Below are 18,202 nucleotides of genomic sequence, written 5' to 3'. Positions count from 1 at the left end.
TTACTCGGCGTTGATGAATAATATGGAATCCGGGATCAGTTGTTTGGCGACGCCCGGGCCTTCATAGGACACCTGCAGGATGGCGCTGCCGGCGACTTCTAAAAAGTGAACTGAGATAGCGTGCAGACCGACGTCCAGTGTGACGCTGCCTGAGCGTTCGCGCTCGCCATGGGCGCCGTCATTGTCGACGACTTGCACGCCATTGATGTAGAGATTACTGCCGTCGTCTGAGTTGGTGTAAAAGGTGTAACTCCCTGCTTCGACGATTTGAATCAAGGCGTCGAATTCGAATGCATAATAATCGGTGACGCTGCCCGCCTCGGTTAATTGAAAGCCAGACTGGACGCCTTCTTTGCTTGGAGTGAGCGTGCTAAAGTCGGGGATGACGGTGTAGCTACCCTCGTAAAAGGCGTAGCGAACGCCGTTGTTTAATAAGACCTGATCGGTGGTTACATTGATGCGGTAGAAGCGAATTTCTTCAGTGTCGTTGAGGCTCGTGACGGATATTTCTATCGGGTCATGGCCGCTTTCTTCCAAGCTAAAGGATGGCGCGTCGAGGAGTTCACTGGGGGCGCCGTTGACGCTTCTTGCGATGACAGTCCAACTATCTTCGGCCAGCGTTGTGCTGGTTTCGATTTCGTAGGTGAGGTCGATTAGAGAAGGGTCGCGAAAAAAGCTAAAGGTAAACATGCTGGTGTTGGCTGCAACTTGACCAGCGCGTTCGCGGGACATGCCGCCAAAACCATACTCGAGTATATTTGCCCAGCCATTGCCGTCCGGGTCGGCGTCGTGACCGCTGATCGATAAGTCGCCGCGCTCCGCTTCGGTGAAGCGCGTTTCGCGCCAGTTCAAGTAAGGCTTGGCCGGATAGGTCACGGTGAGGTTCAGCGTGTCGGAGCGGGTGAACTCGCCATCATCGGCGCTGAATTGCAGCTCATATTCACCTGGTTGATCAGCGGTGAAGGCAGCTTCGATTTGGTCGCCGTTGGTGAAAACGCCCTGAGCGCCAGCGGGCTGGGACACGATGCTCCAGGCAACGCTCAGGGTTTGGTCCTCGGGAAGACCGTCGTCGATCACATTGCCTTGCAGGGCGACGTCGCCATAGCTGTCGGAGTCGAGTTCAATCGCCACATCCGGGCCCGCAAATACGAAAGGCGGTTGGTTGTCGGAAGTCGCGCCTTCGGTGCTGATTTCGATTACGCCAATGTAGGCGTAGCCTTGCGGTTCATGACGGGTGACGCGGATGGCGACCTTGCCTTCGCTGTCTGGAAAGACATCGTTCATCGCAACAGAATTTGCCGTGTTATAACCAGCATCGAGGATGACGTAGTTGCCCGTCGTTGCGGCATCGAAGGTGTAGCGGCTGATCTTATAGCCACTTGCATTACGCGAGGCGAACAGGGTGAAGTCATAACTTTGGGAGGGATTCAGACCACTGATTTCAATGATGCCTTCCGGGTAAGAGCCGCCGACGTAGAAGGTGTCGATTTGAGCCGTTTCGGGATAGATGTCTGCGGCGGCAACCCCGCCAGTCTGACCGCCTTCGAAGCGCTGTGTTACACTGACTTTGGCGCCTGTGCTTTGCCCGGTTACAGAGATGACGCTGGGAACTACGCCGCTGGTCAGGCTGGTCAGGTTGTTCCAGTTCCCTGGGGTCGTTAGCGAGGCGTCGCCGACATCGATGACCGCTTGAAATGGACCCGTGTAGATGACGCTGATTTCTATGCTGGCGGCGTTCGAGCGACGCTGTGCATCAGTGGCTAGGCAGGTGATTGTGTGAACCCCGATGCTAAGACCTTCGGCTAGTAAGGTTTCCCCGGTTCCGAGTTCGCCGTCTAGGTTGCTGCTCCAAACGATTTGCTCGCCGTCAAGCGTGTTGCCCAACCGGTCTTTGGCGTCAGCAGATAAAAATGCGCCCGCGCCAGATGGGATCAGCGCTGATGAGCCGGGGGAGAGGATCGTGATTTCGGGCTTTTCTTGCGCCAGCAACCAAGCCCAGGTATTCGCATTGTTGTAAGTGCGGTCCCAACTGTTGTGGTTGTTCCCGGTGAACATGGTGAGCTTCAATGTTTCATCCGGGGCGCTGGGGACGCCGTCTTCCCATGTCCAACCAGTGGCGGGGTCGAATGCGGCCGAGCGGACTGCGGTCGTGCCCGGGTAGTTTGCTTTGGCGTCAGTCTCGTCTATCCCCATTAAGTGACCGGCGAGCTTGTCTACGTTGTCGGTGGCGTAGTTGCCATCGTAGATGCCAACGGCGGCGAGCGCCCAGTAGGGGCAATGCGTGTTAATGTAGGCGCCACTGTCTTCGATGAGGCCGCGCACCGCGCAGTTGAGGAAGGCAGTCACCTGGTTTGCATTGGGATCATCTGAGATGAAGGCGTTGATGCCAATGTCTCCTGCGCTGAGCCCGGTGAGGTAAATGCGCCGGGGATCGACGCGGTAGTAGCCCAAGGCGAAATCCAGGAAACTGCGAATCATGCCGGAGTTCCAGAAGCCGGAGGGCGACTGGGGGGAGAGCACAATCAGGTTTTCCTGATCGAGCATCGCGTGCAACGCATGGTTGGAGTCGTTGCAAATCTCTGGAGGGCCGTTAGCGAGCACCTTGCTAAGATTACCGGATAGTTCGCCGTTGCCACCTTCGCCCGCTCCATGAAAAAAGATGACAATGGGAAAGTCCGCATCGGGTTCATTCGCGTATGCAGTAGGGAGGTATTCCCAGTAGCCACGGCTGTTGCCGACGGTGTTGATGTCAATGGCGGTGAAGGTCTCAGCCTGGCAGAGAACTCCGCAGATTAGCAGTAGTATAACAAAGAACAGACGCATGGAAGTTGAAGACTGCGAGGTCACCCATCTTGGCAGATAGGCACGGTTCTGGGTTCGGATAGCTTTAGTAGGATGGGGGAAGAGGAATCTAATTCAGTTAATGTCCGGGGGGCGACTTCTGTCAAAGAGGAACGCTTTTGAATGGGGGGCTGAATTGGAGTTTTATAGTCTTTTAACGAATAAGTAATACTCGGTAAAGATGATTGGTTTTGGCTTAATGAATCGAAACATTTATAGCAAGCAGTGCGGCTTGGAATCCTGAAAAACTGATATGTTTTTCCGCAGACGCCTGGGCTGAATGATGAAAGTGCTGTAGCGGTGAAGCTTTTTTCACATAGCTATTCCTTGATGTTTTTTGCCTTTCAGGGTATGTCCATGGCATGTCAGATCTACCAACTAATTACCCGCGCGATTATAAAGGTTATGGTGGCAAGCCGCCACACCCGAAGTGGCCAGGTGGCGCCCGGGTGGCGGTGTCCATTGTCATCGGCGCTGAAGCTGGTTCCGAGTTGTCCCTGGCAGATGGCGATGAGCAAAATGAGTTCGTCTACGAGATATTGGAACCCATCGAAAAGACGCCGAATTATTGCCTGGCCTCGCACTTCGATTATGAAACGCGCGCCGGGCATTGGCGTTTGATGCGGGTGTTGGAGCGCTTTGGGGTCAAGGCGGCCGTGACCTGTTCGGGGCGGGCGATTGAAAAATCTCCTTGGCTGGCGCAGGACATCATCGCGCGTGGGCATGAAATTTCGGCGCATAGTTATCGCTGGGAAGGTCATTCGCAAATGGAGGAAGCCCACGAGCGCGCCATTATTCAAAAGACTGTCGATGTGATTGAAAATGCCTGTGGCCAACGACCTCTTGGCTGGCATACGAAGGGATCGCCTTCGCCCAATACCCGACGCTTGCTCGCCGAAGCGGGCTTCACTTATGACTCCGATGCTTTTGACGACGACCTACCGCGCATTCAGCAAGTCGCCGGGCGTGATCTGGTGATCGTTCCTTACGCCTTTGACACCAATGACATGCGGTTTCAGGGTGGGCCGCAGGGCAAGTTCCTCACCGCAGATCATTTTGCGCAGGTCTGCATCGATGCATTTGATACGCTCTGGGAAGAGGGGGAAACCGAGCCAAAGATGATGTCCATCGGCGTGCACCCGCGCTTCAGCGGTCGCCCAAGTCGCGTTCGCGGTCTGATCAAATTTCTGGAGCATGCCACGAGCGTGGGCGATGTCTGGTTTGCGCGGCGCATCGATATTGCCAACCATTGGAAGCAATTGACAGCTGGGTGAAGTGGCGGCGCGCCAGTTGGTTGCCAGAGGGCGTCGCAAAACGAATAACCTGCTCCCCGGGGGGGGGGAAGCCTGCCCCAAATTGATATCAAAGAACATTGCCTTACCTGCCCGCTCGCTGGGACGAGGCGCAGGTGAAGCGCAGGCGGTTCAGGGGCCGCCGGCTGGAGCGACGGAATTATCCGCCACTCACACGTCGACGCGGCGCTGACCAGGCTGGCATAAGGTGTCGTGTAATGCGTGGGTCGGGCAAAAGCTGGGCGTCGCGAGGCTGGTTGCTGTCACCAAGCCAGTTCGCGAATGAGCCTGTTTGCCCGTCACGCAAGGCACGCGACCCGAATCGTCCCGCATGGCGTCGACTGGGATACCTCGGCGTTGCTCGCTAAGGAGGATGTGTTTGGGGGAAGTTCATGTGTTTTAAGGTGGGTAATGTGGGTAGGTGTGTAAGGCGAGTAGGGTTTTGGGAGGCCGCATTGGCCGTAGCATAGGCGTCCCGCCTGTGCCCTGATTCCATCAATCCGAAACAACACAGGGGAACCCTGTGCCGCCTAGTGTGGTGATCAATAAAACACTAAACTTCCGGCGCTTGATCACAAACAAAAAGTGAACGCACGAGCATTTTATTAGTGAGTGGCTTTCACTAATAATCCATGCTGGGCATCAACGACTTATACACGTAAAAAGTAGCTCTGAGAGTCTATGTCCGTTGGCTTGAGGCGCTTTCATCTTAAACTGTCTTCACTGGTGAGAGCGGAATTGAAAGCAGTGCAACGCGTGGCTGATTGAGCGGCCTGCCCTGACGTAGCGCAATTGGGAGATTCGTCGTCCTCTACGAAGCGCTTCGCCGCCGCCATGCTAATAGGAGGGCGCAGGCGCCAAAGGCTACGGCATATTGCTCGGGTTCGGGAATGCCTTCAACACTGAAGCGTGGCGCTGCGCCACCGCTATCGGCCTCCCATTCAGTTCCGTTATAAAAATATATACGGTCTGGTATCGACCAACTGCCAACGGCGGTCTGGCTGTTTACGGTGGTCATGTCCCATACATAAAATGCAGTCGGATCTTCTTCAGGCGGCGTTGCCTCGGGCGTCGATGCTTCAGCGACAATGAAGTAACTGGTGTTCGCCGAGAGTAGGATATCGCCATCTGCTGTGTAGACATGATCCGCATCCAGAATGGGATCGGTGTTGCCGGAAAATTCAGCTATCAGATTGCCTGGCAAACCGTCGATGGCGTCGTAAAGCCCTACGGTAAAGCCGTAGGGATCACCAGTCTTGCCGCCGACATGCAGGGTGACTTGGTTGATGGTGATGTAGTCACCATCCCCGGTAATGAATTCACCAGCAACAAATTGAAGGCCGTCCAAATTGCCCACGACTGCGCCCAGCGCTTCGAAGTGATTATCGAGGTTGTCCACCAACACGGTCGCGTGCGATGCGCAAGCCAAACAAACCGCACTCAACGTGGTGAGTTGCTTTTTAAATGTTCGGTTTGTTGAGGGCATGCAGAAGTAATTGAGGAGATTTACCAGCCATTATGCTGGATCCAGGAGCGTTATCAAGCTTCCGAAGATGACAGGACTGTCATCTTCGGGCTCCACCTGTTCGAACAGCCCCTAGGTCGTGTCTGGAAATTCAGCGTATTGATATTACGTAAGCGTTGGGGGGCAGTGAGGGGCGCGATCTGCCCTTGCAGGATCACATCGTCTCGATGGTTTGCTGGCGTCAAAGTCTGCCAACGGCGCTATTTTCCAGAGCTGCCTGACTGCAATTATTTAGAGATCATCTAACGTAGAGTTCAGGCTGCGCTTGCTCCTGCGTGGCGGGTGGAACGATGCGAAATTGTTCTTCCTGATTATGCAGCACCCAAGCTGGCACGGCTGACCATGGATGGCACCAACTGTCGAGGTGGTCGCCGAGAAATGTTTCCCACCAGGTTGTGACCTCGGGATTGTTATTCATTTCACTCCATGCATCCCGGACGAGTTCGATGACTTTATCGCCATGGCCGCTCAGGTAGAGCGCCTCGGTGTAGTAAATCCACATGTAGGGAGTGCCCCGGCATAGCGCGGGATTTGCACGCTGTTCGATGAGTTGCCCAATCAGAGAATAGGCATCGGCGCCGGAGGTTACTCGCGAGAGAACCGCCAGCATTTGAGAGTGCTCACTCCATCCTTGTTGGACGTCATCAGCGTCGATGCAATCTGCATAGATTTGTTGCTGAGGATTCCAGAAAAGCTCACGGCATGTTGATCTAAGCTTTGCGATGCAAAGCTTGTCGCCGTCAAGTTGAGGTTCATAACCAACTGATTCAGCGCATCGGTGAAACGCTTCCAGAGCAATGATGAGAAATGCGTTTAGGCCAAACGATTTGCGTGAACGAGCGATGCCTGGCTCATCGGTCATGTGCCAACCCATGCCGGGGTGATCAATAAAGACAAGCTGCGTATAGTGTTGGGGCCCAGCAGAGGCCTCCTGATGCGGTTCGGTTTCCACAATGCCCGATGGCCCGATACGCTCTTCAAACCATTTCAAGACACGCTCGCCACTGCTCAGTAATTGTCTGAGGCGGGCGTCATCAACGGGAAGCGCACGGCGGTAGACATCGATGCCCCAAACATAGATCAGGCAGTAATCCAGCAGGAATGCATAGGGCATGGTTCCTCGATAAATCGCCGGAGAAACTAGCCCGCTTAGTTCATCCTGACAACTTTCCACGGCTTGAAAGAAATGGTGCAGGTGGCTCGGCTCATTGAATAGTCGACTCAACCAAAGCGAGTGCCATAAGCCATCGCCAACATAGAATGCCTGTTCGCGCGTTGGGCAATCCACGCCGGTCTCCTGCGTGCCGATTTGCAGCGTGTGGATACTCTTTTGCCAAAGACTGAAGAGCTCTGCATCGCGGGTGGAAAAGTTCGAATGCAAGGTCATGTCGGACTGGCGTCGCCAAGCGCCAGCGGCCTTCAGGCGCATGGGGGAACCGTCTGGACGTAAGACGATAAGCAGGTAGCGGAACCCATTGTAGTTAATCGTTCGAAATGGAGCTGCGCCGTTGGCTGCGTGCCAGCGGCATGCGTAGTCGGCGCCTTTCAGATAGGCCAGGGGACGGCCATTTGACAGTCGCTCTGCTCCGTAGGCGTCGACGACGCCACAGCTGGCGTTGACCTGAAATTCTATCTGCGCCGCGACGTTAACGCCCAGATCAAAGACCAGCGCCAAGCCTGAATCTCGCTTGGAAGTTTCAATGCCAGCCCCGGATGACCAATCAGCTTGAAACTGCTCTAAGGGAAGTTTTTTCCACGCTTCATTGTCGAGCATTTCGCCCAATTTAATGGAACCATCTTCAGGGAAATCTGCGTCCAATGATACTTCGGCTGCAGCAATTAATGTCTCCGCCGGCATGAGCCATTCTTTGAGCATAGGCGTCTCTCGCTTAAGGAGAATGGAGCCTTCGTGGCGATGGCTTTGAGCCTGCGGCCAGTGCGTGTCGTCATGGTCTGTATTTTGCCAGCCGTCAGGGTGTTCGCTGGCATGAAATTGTTCGACCCAGGCGGTTGCCCAACTGCGACGACATTTTGTGGAGCGCCATCCGTTGACCTGGCAGTACTTCCAATCTTCGGGCTTGATGGAGTGCATTTCCGTACGGCTGCCGCGATCAACTTTCATTTGCGCCCACAGTCCTGCCGGTGCATTTGAGTGGCTTTGCACGCTGACGCCGTAGTAATGCACGAGCACGGCCAGGCACAACGGATTGCCTGTTGGTTGGAGCGTATACTCATCGGCATTGCTTTCCGTTTTCGGTGCAGGGCATGGGCCTTGACCTTGGTAGACTCCATTAATCCACAGCTGGTATCGTGTGTTTGCTGCAATCAATAAGCGTGCACATTTATCATTATCCAGGCCATGAATGGTCGTGCGAAAAAGAACTGTCTGATTGGGATGCGACTCTGCGGACCATGCCCAATCCGGATTGCTGGCGATTGTAGGTGACATCTGAGGAAATGCGTAAGCCCAGGTCTGAGCCCGGGCTTACGTTGGATAACTATTTGTTGGTAATTAGTGAGGTGAAACGATCATGCCTGTCAGGTAAATGAAGTCGCCAATGTTGCGAACCGGGTCGCTATCGGCGGGGAACTCAACTTTGAGACGGACTGATCCATCGCTGCTCGGCTTTACCTCGGCGAAATGAAGCACTTTGTTGAAATTGCCGTCAGCTCCGCTTTCGCTGCCGCCCGCCAGGAATTGGGATTCGGTTTGTGCACCCGTGATGGTGTACTTTGCCCAGCGACGCCCATTGCCGTGTCGCGACGCCCACACTTGGATGTTGTATGATTTGCTGGGGTCCAGTTTAAGGAGCACTTCACCCGTGCTGTTGTTTTCACCACGATTGAGGAACAACGTAGCGCTCTTGGCGCCTTCAAAGGCCAACGCGTCACCGGTGAGTGGGAGTTTGACGACGCCCTTGTTTTCGTAGCTTTGAAAATCATCGACTACTTCAATGGTGGATGTGGTTGGCTGACCATTTGCGCTAACCAAAGTAATGGGCGCAGGGCTTAAGCCTCCGCCGACCTTATTCCACCCTGCCGGAGTGGCGCCGCCGAAGTTAATGCGTATGTCGGTATCGCTGGCTTGGTAATTGATTGTGCTGCTTGTCGCATCGGGCTGTGCGCTTACTTCCAATGGCGTTTCGGAGAAGTATTGCTTGGTCGAGTAGGCTTGAACGGTAGCCCATGCCGTCTCCTGAAGATTCTTGGCCATCGTCGGATCAAGGAAGGCCAAGTGTTTTCCACCGGTGACCCAGTTGGCGCCATCTATGATGTTGGGGAGTCCCACGGGGGATTTGCCGGTCAACGTGGAGTAGATTACACAGGCGGCCAAGTAGGAGCCCTCCATGGTTGGGTGGCTATTGTCTTGTATGTGAAGTGGGACATCCGGGTGTTCTTGAATCCATTTTTCAAATGCTAAGCCAACAGGCGCTACTTTTATCTTTTCACGTTCGCCGAGTGAGCTGTAGGCTTCGGTAATGACTGCTTGATCTTGTGGTAAGTTTGCCCGAGCCCAAGTCATGTAGAGCACGGGATCAGCTCCAGATTCTTTGACCAAATCAATGAATTTTTCACCATATTCGTCAAATTCTGATCGTTTATCCAGTGAGCTTCGACTGTGGTTTTGAAGCACAACGAAATCCCATTCTGCTTCATCGGTAACGCGTTTTTGCGCCTTCGGGCCTTCCCAATGTTTTTTCCAGGAGAACCCGCCTTTGGTTTCACGTTTGAGCAATGCTTCGTCTCCGGAAGCATTGAGCATGGCCTCTACTTGCTTATTGAGCGCATTGTAATCGCAATAACTGTTGCCAATGAAAAGGCCTTTAATCTCCTTTGCTTGGAGTGGGGTGGCTAGCGCCGCCAAACAGGTAAAGGCGGCAAACATAAGCCAGCGTTTTGGCATCTGGTTTGGTTTGGTTCTTTTCGTCATACGAGGTTACTGATTAGTTTGTTTCTCCTGTGCGGTTTCGAGTGGCATGTAATCAGGGATCACCACCATGCTGATCTTCTCCATTCGGCTGCCTTCCGGTGGAACGAGAATGACCAGCTTCCGGGTGTTGGGATGAAAGGGCCAAACGCTGGAGTAAATCATGGTTGCCTGATTGTCGTCTACTTCGGCGAGCTGAAGAGAGAGTTGATTGTTCTGTGTTTGAGTTGGTTGGATCGTAATGGCTGCGTTGGCGTCGAGGATGAATTTCTCGTCGCTCAGTTTGCCTACGATGTTGTCCGTGCTGTAATTGATGAACCGGTAGCTGTTGCGGGGGAAAATGCTCTCGTTGTCGTCGAGCACTTTTATGTCAAACCGTCTTCCGCCTGGCGCTTCCTCTCGACTGAAAAACAGCAGCAGCGCTTGTTTGACGCCAGGTGGTATTTGGGCTTGGGCAACAGGCGCATAGTCGCCTTTGTTCCGTGCGTAAAAAACAATCGGGTTCGGGCCGTGGTATTCAACAACGCCAGAGCGTGAGGAGGTGGTGAGCCTTAGCGGAAGATACTCGCCATCTAGTTGGTAATACAATGGCTCGCGAACGGACTTCTTCCAGGCGGTTGCGCAGAAGCGTAGATTGACCGGCTTATCGTCGGCAAGGTTAACGTCTCCCCAGCAAGATAGCCAGGGGGCGCAGAGTATGAGCATGCAGAGGTGGAGATTAAATTTCATTTTCATCAAGCCAACGGAAAGATTTTACGACGAACCTGCGGCCAAACTGGATGTTGTCGCCGAGAGGGGCGTCCCAAGCAAGCTGGTCAACTGAGGGGTAAACATACTCAGGCTCGCGCTGAACAATGGCTTCGCACCATGCGCGCGCTTCGACAACGCCAGTGAGTGGATTGAGGCACTCTCCATAAGCACGAATGCGGAACGTGTCTGAGCGAACGGTTAATAGTGAAGCAAGGGGCGCCAGTAGATCTGCTTGCGTTAAGAAGTCGTTTGCTCCGTCTCCCGTTTCCTGGTAGGAGTTATCCGAATTTGCGAACTTGCGGCCTGATCCATTGGAACTGTCTTCGGGCTGAGAGAGAACAGCGGTCAACACGTCGTCGTTGAGTCCTACTCCGCTCACTTCGGTGTTGTCGATCGCGGCTTGCAGTGCGCCGGATAGCCCGGTTTCGTCGTCTTTGAGGGCGCGGTTCACGAAGTCGCTCATTGATAGGAACGGACCGCGGGCTTTGACTTGGATGACGATTTGGTCGGCCAGTTCAGCAATTTCAGCAGAGCTGAGCTGATTCCAACCGCGCCAGCCCAGTGAGGTGTCACTTGGGGTGTTGAGCCGTCCGATCAGGAAATTATCGAATCGATCATCGCTGGTGTTCGCAGCGTATTTCAAGCTGAGCGAGCCGTCAGGATTCGTGGTGGTCATTTGCTCTTGCTTGATCGTTGCTAGCAGGGCTTCCCATGCTTGTGGATCCGTGGAATTCACGTTGAACGAGCCAATGATCTGTGTGTAGGCGGCTGACTTCTGATACGCGTCGGGGGCAAGTGTTGACGGGTCTAAGAGCAGCGCATCCTCCAGTGAAGCGCTTGGGCTATCTTCCGTGTAAGTGATCCGAGGGTTCGCGGAGAATTGTGAGTCGCTGTTGTTCGCGTAGTCACTGAGCACTTTGGCGACTGAGCGCGTTTCCGTATAGTCATTGGCCGTGTAGTCGATTTCGGGAGTGATGCCCGAAAGGAAGTAGCGGTCAAAGAGGGCTTCGTTTGCGAGTAGAGAGAGGTCGGGAGTGGTGAACACTGCGCCATCGAGTTTTTCTGCGCGCAAGTTTCGGGAAACGAGTGGATGGGCGCGCGAATTGCCAATCGCGTGCGCCGGCGTTCGGTAGTAGGGAAGGATGTCCGCGTGGCGGAAGTCGACTAAGGAGAGGGGCGGAGTGGTGGGAATGTCAAACATGCTGACGTGTGTCAGTCCATTAGCCGTCTCATTGGTGGAGCCCCAATAGGCATTGGTCAGGGTATCTGTCTGCGGCATAGCTTCTTCGGTGGCAGGCGCGATTATCCGGGTGTTCATTCCACCAGTGGATGATCGATCAATTACATGTTCATTCCCCCAGCTCAATTTTTCAACATAGTAGCGCGGGTTCGTCCAACCGCCAACCGACAAGGGTCTATAGGGGTCGCCTATGGGCTTCTGATAGGAGTCGAAAACGAAGAGCCCCACAGGAGAGCTAAACGATCCACCCGAAAGCTGTAAGCCTGATGGATTCTCGCCGGGAGAGAATTGCACATTCAGGTCACTATTGGCGCTGATGGCGTAGTCTAGCAAAGATTCTTCCTGCATGGTATAGTGTCGATAGGCGATGAGTGGTTCCTTATCCTCACGGTTGTTGGATATACTGGTTACCGTGTCAGGAAACTCCGTGCGCGGCACGTAGGTGCCGATCAGGCGATAGGCTGGGCCTCCGTCGATGTCTGTGCGGATACCAGCGATGACTATATCAGCGTCGGTAACTGGTAGTTTGTTGATCATGTCAACAGCGTCTTCACCGTTGCCGAAGGATCGAATGTCACTGCTATAGGTGCTGCTGGGGAAATCTTCCATGCGAAAACCACCGGTGAAGTTGAATCCCTCGTTCATCAGTAGAACATGATTGTAAAGCAGCTGCGGGGAAGAATTGGCGGCAGAGAATATTTTTACTTCGCCAGGTTCAAAGGAAAGCGGGGTTTGGAAATCCGAGCTTGGACCATTTTTAACTAGCAGAAAGAATTTATCACGGTTACTGGAAGATTGGTTGTTGACGAAGTAATTCTTCAGGGTGCCGTTGCCTTTGCATTCATGAATAACGCCACCATCGTCATATGTCTTTATCTCATCCGTGCCGCCATCGTAGACAGCGACGTTGATTTGAATGTCCTGACTGTATACGATGACGCGCACTGCGTCGACTTCAAGGGTGACATTGTAGGGGTTCCACAGGACGACGTGTGGGATCAACACAATGTTTAAATTTCCGCCAATGTTCTGCAGGGATATATAGAAATGCACTCGCTGGATTACCGGCATCAGCTGTTCTTGGGTTGGAAAGACGACTTCGCTATCATTCACAATTTTTTTGGTCAGGTGATCGCCATCGCCATCAGTCGCTGCGCCTTTATTCATGAGGAAAGCATAGGAATAAGTTGAAGGCTTATTGCCGGGGCGCCATTCTTGTTCAAATGTGTTTGGGTAGTAGGGAGCGCCGCTGAGAGTTGGCGTCGTGTTGTTGTTGCGGATTTGTTTATAGAGTAGGTAATGGTTGCGCAGCACATCCCAAGTCGGGCCGAAGAAGGGTTCACCGCTACTGCTGTCGACAGGTTCTTCAAATAGGAAGCTGACTTTGACTGCCGAGCCGTTGACGAGGTTGCTGTAAGCGTTGGTGTTTCCACTCGCGAATTCGGATTTGTAAAAATCGGTGTCGTCCATCTCGAAGGCAAGTGACAGATCCAGCTTCAGTCCGCCGTTTTTTACATCAACTGGAATGCCGTTAGAGTAGAAGCTGAGGGAGTGAAAATACTTGCCGAGGGCGCCTTGTGATACACTCGTGGAAAGCGTCAGGTCAGAGAAGTCATAGCTGCGGGCGATGTCAGAGGCGAGCTGAGCATTGTCTGTATCTACTTGAGCAAAATCACTGAGCTGGCTGTAGGGCGAGCCGACTGGACTGCTGAAGAGCATGCGCGCCTTGGCTTTATCATTTGTGCTGGAAAAGCCAGGCTCGGATTTCACCAGGTTGATGCGGGCTTTCTGATTTTCATCGCCGATCCAGTATGCGAAGGCGCCGCTGTTTTCGATGAATTCCTTGGGGGCAGTGACGATGTCATCGGGGATGTTGTTATTGTCAGTGTCTCGAAGAGAAGCTGGCGTCCCATCGCCTACTGAGTTGGGCCCAACCATTACGATGTAGTCGTCTGAGGTGGAGTCGCCGTTGGCGTTCCAGGTCGGGGTGGCGGATGTGGGGTCGAAGTAGCTGCCGGAGTTTGGATTGGACTGGCCGGAAATGAGCCAAGTGGGGGCATTGTCCGGGTTTGTCACATCCCAAACGCCAATGTAGTTTTTCAAATCATCAGGCGCGCCTGCTAAATTTGCCGGCGCTGATACGCGCTGGTCCGGCCCCATTGATTGTTGCAGGTTGCCCAGGCCGACATACAGACCGAAGATCGCGTTTTGCTTGGCGGCTTGTAAATTGTTTAGATGGGCGGAGGAGGCGATGTTTGTTTGAACAAGCGTCGATAGACTCAGCAAAAGAATGACCATGAAAGCCATCAGCGTCAGGGCAACAATGAGGGCAAATCCCTTGGAGGGGCGGGATGGCTTGTGGTGTTGGGGCATTGGCGGGCGAGATGTTGTTTACGGCGCCGGGTATATGCTCTCTCCAACCAGAGTTGAAGTGGCGCTGTGTGGGGGTTATGGATTTGGAACTTATACGTAATAGTTGCATTGTCAAGAGTTAAGCCCGATTTGGCAGTTTTAGGTGAATTATCGCTTTTCTGATTTTTAAATTGTTGATGATTAGGGCGTGAGGGAGCGGGGGCGGAGCTGTTTCCAGTGGAAAATGCAGGCAGTTTGCGCCCGCTTATCGATCAAGGTTATGTGAGTGAGGCCTTGGCTGCATTGATATTGGCGGCTTGGGCGATTGATTGATGCTCGTTTACGAGTTGTTGGAGCGTGTAAGTCTTTTATTGGGAGGTGCTAATTGGCCTTTGGCTAGGGCTGGCCTCGGTGAAAGTCGTGGTGCTTTGTACGGATTTTAGTTGAACGTAGTAGGTGTTTGAGGTGATGAAGCTCGTTTAGTTTATATTTTTGAAAAATATTTTCGTGTGGTGATCGTGTCAGGGTTCAATGATTGTTCATAAGTAATTGTTGATTAGCCATAAGGGGATGTTTGTCGCTGGTGTTGTGAACGGGGGCTTTGCGGTTGACATATACAGCTCGAAGATATTACGTAATAGATATTGGATGTGGTAACCCCTTAAACACTTCAGCCCAAACCCCTGCTTGCATCAGATTGGAAGCGAACGTCTGTTGCTAAACATCATCCCCCTATCTCGTATGATTTACCCTATCCCGCGCCATGGCTCGATTTATATACTGCTTCTGTGCTTTGCCGCACTGAATCTGATTGCTCAGCCAGACATGACAATCAACCGGCTTGCTACGGCGACTGACGCCGCTTACTGGCCGCAAGTGAATGAAGGCGATTTTCTGGCCTTTATCCCCGATGCCGCAAACAACAGTTTCTACCTGACCGAGAAAGACGGGCTGGTTCTGGATGTCGGGGCCAAGATTCTCATTCGCGCTGGTAATTACGGCCGCATTTTTATCAATGGCTCATTCTGCCAAAACACCGAGGCCCAACCCACGGTGATCACTAATTGGGGTGGGCAGGTTAGTTGGGGTGATGTTCAGGTTAACTCGCAATACCGAAGCCTGGAGCTTGTTGATTTTACGCATGTGCACCTGACGGGGAAATACGATCCGGTTGCGCAAACCGGTGATCCGAATTTCCTCGGCCACAATGGTGGACAGGATTTCGATACGGGAGATTACTACGAGAAATACGGACTCTGGGGCAACCAGCGATGGTCCGGTATGCTGTATGGTTTTACGAATCCAAACTGCGTGCGCGCCAAAGGTTTTGAAACCTGTAAGGTCGATTACGTGGCTGCCTGGGGAGGCGGGTTTGCTGGTTTTAATTTGAAGTCGGACAACCCAACGAATCCAGAGCGCGTTAAAGTGAACGTGCAAGATAACTTCGCTGGCTTCGTGAATGGCGAGGGCTTTTACATTGGCTATAGCACGACGGCAATGGGCCAGGATTTAGTGGAGCTGACGATGCGCAACAACGTCATTGTTTTCACCGGAACGGAAGCAATTCAAACGGATAACCTGTCGGCCGGATCGATCATTGAAAACAATGTCATCGTGGGCACTGCCACGACTTACCGTGCGCCTTTCCACGTGTTTCAAAACGGAGCGCATCAGCTGTCCCATGTCGAAGGCGGTGTCACGGTGCGCGACAACGTTATGGTTGGTGGCAAGCATCACATGGAGGCCATTCGCTGGCGGGAAATCGAGGCAGGCCGCGCAATGCCCGATCCATCGAAGAAGCTAATTATTGACAACAATTACATTGGCATGGGTAAGCTGCGCCCTGGATTTATAGATCACAGCAGTGGCCTGACGGATTACGAAATTACCAACAATGTTTTTGGTTTTTTCACTTACCCGCATACGATGGACAGCGAACCGGGCATGGATCAACCGGGGGCTCATTTTCTGATTTCAAACCACGAAGGGCCGATACTGTTTAGCGGCAATCAGTTTCATCATGATGCGTTTATTTACGAAATGGGAAGCGGCGATGATTCGCTGATCACGTCCAGTGGAGATGGCTTTGGCTTGCCTGCGCTGCTGGTGTTTGAGGATTCCGGTTTTCCGACTGAAACCGACTGGGCCTCGATCACGCGCTGGACGCCAGTCTATGAAACCTCGGAGATGTTGGGCGTGTATGTGCCATATGAAGTGGGCAACGTTGTCCAATATTTTGATGCCAGTGGTGAAACGAAATTCTTTCAATGCATTCAAGCGCATGCTGGTGACTTCGACCCGAATACATCGCCGGCTTACTGGCAGCAAATGACTTGGAATGGGCGCAATATGCCGCCCCTCGACCTGCGACTTCAGGCAGACACGTTTTACAACTATCGTGGCATGGGGCTGACCTACAATCAGCCGAATCAAAATACCGCCGACTACGAGCCGCCAGTCCTCAATCTCGTGGGTGGCGATATGAGTATCCTCATGGGTGAAACCTTCGTCGATCCCGGTTGCTCGGCGAGTGATAATGTCGATGGCGACATGACCGACTCCTTGCAAATCTCTTGGGTTGGTGCGCCTGTCGACACTTCTATTGCCGGTGAGTACGTCATCGAATATAAGCTGACGGAGGCAGACAGTGCGGGCAATGTCACGGACCCTGTTTATCGCCGCGTGATGGTTTCTGCTCCCGGCAATGCCGTTACGAAAACGGTGAAATTGAACTTACATCGCAACTCTATGGCGAACTTGCCAGACTGGACAGACTTGGCGAATGACACCCAGGGCTTGCGCAACACGGGGCCAACGAACACCACACTTTATGACAGCAGTGGCGCGAATGCAGGTTGGTCGCTGCTGATTGACAACATCAACGGCGGCTACTCCGAACACTACCGGACGCATAGTAACGCCGTAGGCATTCAGATCGGCGATTTCCCGGCTGAGGTGACTAAGGTCGGGCTGCGTATTCGCAACCCGCATGAAAATCCCTGTGTGCTCGTTTTTGATGGCATGGACTCAACGCGTTATTATGACGTCGAATACACCGGCTATGAAGAAGGCTCAGGCGTTGAGTTAACGTCGACTTTGCACGAGTTCACGTCCGATATCGCTGACAGCATCAACATACTGGGCAATACGGATGAGATCGGCTACTTACCGAATTTAATCACCGATACAACTGGGCGACTGGACCTCGAATTTTACACGACGGTTCCCGATGGGAGGCCGAACATCAGTGGTCTCATCATTCGGGAGAAAAGCGGCTATGGTTCTCTGGGGGCGCATCCCGAGCTGCAGCCCGTGGGAAATATTTCACTTGAACCGAATGCGTCGTCATCACCGATTGCTCTCGCGCTTAGCGACAGTGATAGCAATGCGGGGGAGCTGACCATTTGGGTCGTGTCGAGTGACCCTTCGGTGGTGCATCCGCAGGACGTAGTCATTACGGGAACCGGCTTGGCGCGAAGCATGCTTGTGCAAGCAACAGGAGCCGGGACGACAACGATCAGTTTGGTCGTGAGCGATGGCTACCACATCAGCACGATCGACTTTGACGTGGATGTGCAAAGTAGCGCCTTGTTTGAGCAAAACTTCGATTCATCGAGCATCGTTGCGGATTTCTTTAATGCATCGTCGCCCGCGTCAGGTGAGTTCCACGATATCTCTACGGAGATCAATGGCGGAGTGTTTAGCATAGATGCCGGTGCGTTAAAGATTGTTCGCAATGCGAGCTCAGGCAGTGACAACGATGCTGGCTTCACGCGCACGGATGATTTCCTGGGGAACGCAGACCAGCTACACATCGCTTTTGATATGCAGATCAGTGATGTGGATGTCGTTTGGAACGAACTGTTTCTGATCGAGCTCGGCAGTTGGAGCGGCATCAGCGATTACGATGGTGGCGGTTCTTATCAGGATTTATACCAGCGCTTGGAGGTCAAAGGCCACGCGGGCGAAAACTTTAAAATCAAAATCGATGGGCAGACTTCGGCGCTGCTGCCATTGGATACCTGGTGCGCGTTTGACTGGTATATCAATCACACGGGGCAAAGCCAAAACTATGTCGGCCCGGATGCGCAAACTTATGCGCTCGGCGCGGATCAGTGCGACATCTGGGTCAATGGCGTGCGCCTGATTGTTGGGGCGATGCAGGGGAGCTTCTCAGGCGCATCCATCGACGATTTTCGCGTGCGCTTTTCGTCAGTCAATGCGGTCACGGCGCGCTTTGATAATCTGGTGATCCGCGATCAGTTTTAGGCCGC

General features: G+C 53.2%; 9 protein-coding genes. 2 read left to right on the top strand and 7 right to left on the bottom strand.

Going from position 1 to position 18,202, the window contains the following annotated elements; all coding sequences use genetic code 11:
* Positions 1-2,823, bottom strand: a complete 2,823-nt coding sequence (locus RBB63_RS11185; protein ID WP_309384192.1) for a PA14 domain-containing protein — start codon at positions 2,821-2,823, stop codon at positions 1-3.
* Positions 2,824-3,203: 380 nt separating this feature from the next.
* Here RBB63_RS11185 and RBB63_RS11180 point away from each other — a divergent pair, with 380 nt between their 5' ends.
* Positions 3,204-4,115 carry a polysaccharide deacetylase family protein gene (locus RBB63_RS11180; RefSeq protein WP_309384190.1) on the top strand — a complete coding sequence of 304 codons (912 nt, stop codon included), beginning with the start codon at positions 3,204-3,206 and terminating at the stop codon, positions 4,113-4,115.
* A 189-nt stretch (positions 4,116-4,304) separates the two neighbouring features.
* Here RBB63_RS11180 and RBB63_RS11175 read toward each other — a convergent pair whose 3' ends face one another.
* From RBB63_RS11175 to RBB63_RS11150, 6 genes are all read right to left on the bottom strand, one after another.
* The gene (locus RBB63_RS11175) at positions 4,305-4,466 is read right to left on the bottom strand and encodes a hypothetical protein (RefSeq protein ID WP_309384188.1); all 162 of its coding nucleotides are present in this window, start codon (positions 4,464-4,466) and stop codon (positions 4,305-4,307) included.
* Between the two features lie 478 nt (positions 4,467-4,944).
* Positions 4,945-5,619 (bottom strand): choice-of-anchor R domain-containing protein, encoded by a 675-nt coding sequence (locus RBB63_RS11170; RefSeq protein WP_309384184.1) that lies wholly within the window; start codon positions 5,617-5,619, stop codon positions 4,945-4,947.
* A gap of 277 nt (positions 5,620-5,896) precedes the next feature.
* Complete coding sequence (locus RBB63_RS11165) at positions 5,897-8,107, bottom strand: glucosidase family protein (RefSeq protein WP_309384182.1); 2,211 nt, start codon at positions 8,105-8,107, stop codon at positions 5,897-5,899.
* Between the two features lie 63 nt (positions 8,108-8,170).
* Positions 8,171-9,562, bottom strand: a complete 1,392-nt coding sequence (locus tag RBB63_RS11160) for a DUF4886 domain-containing protein (RefSeq protein ID WP_309384180.1) — start codon at positions 9,560-9,562, stop codon at positions 8,171-8,173.
* A gap of 33 nt (positions 9,563-9,595) precedes the next feature.
* Positions 9,596-10,315 carry a hypothetical protein gene (locus RBB63_RS11155; protein ID WP_309384178.1) on the bottom strand — a complete coding sequence of 240 codons (720 nt, stop codon included), beginning with the start codon at positions 10,313-10,315 and terminating at the stop codon, positions 9,596-9,598.
* Positions 10,305-13,949: a hypothetical protein gene (locus tag RBB63_RS11150; RefSeq protein ID WP_309384176.1), complete on the bottom strand. Its 3,645-nt coding sequence runs from the start codon at positions 13,947-13,949 to the stop codon at positions 10,305-10,307. Before RBB63_RS11150 ends, RBB63_RS11155 begins: the two co-directional genes overlap by 11 nt.
* A 720-nt stretch (positions 13,950-14,669) precedes the next feature.
* Here RBB63_RS11150 and RBB63_RS11145 point away from each other — a divergent pair.
* The gene (locus RBB63_RS11145) at positions 14,670-18,197 is read left to right on the top strand and encodes an immunoglobulin-like domain-containing protein (RefSeq protein WP_309384174.1); all 3,528 of its coding nucleotides are present in this window, start codon (positions 14,670-14,672) and stop codon (positions 18,195-18,197) included.
* The last annotated feature ends 5 nt before the right edge of the window (positions 18,198-18,202 follow it).

Origin of the sequence: Cerasicoccus frondis (assembly GCA_031296915.1) — a bacterium.
Taxonomy (GTDB): Bacteria; Verrucomicrobiota; Verrucomicrobiia; order Opitutales; family Cerasicoccaceae; genus Cerasicoccus; species Cerasicoccus frondis.
The sequence above is the reverse complement of the archived record's forward strand: the minus strand, read 5'-3'. Positions and strand labels throughout refer to the sequence as shown.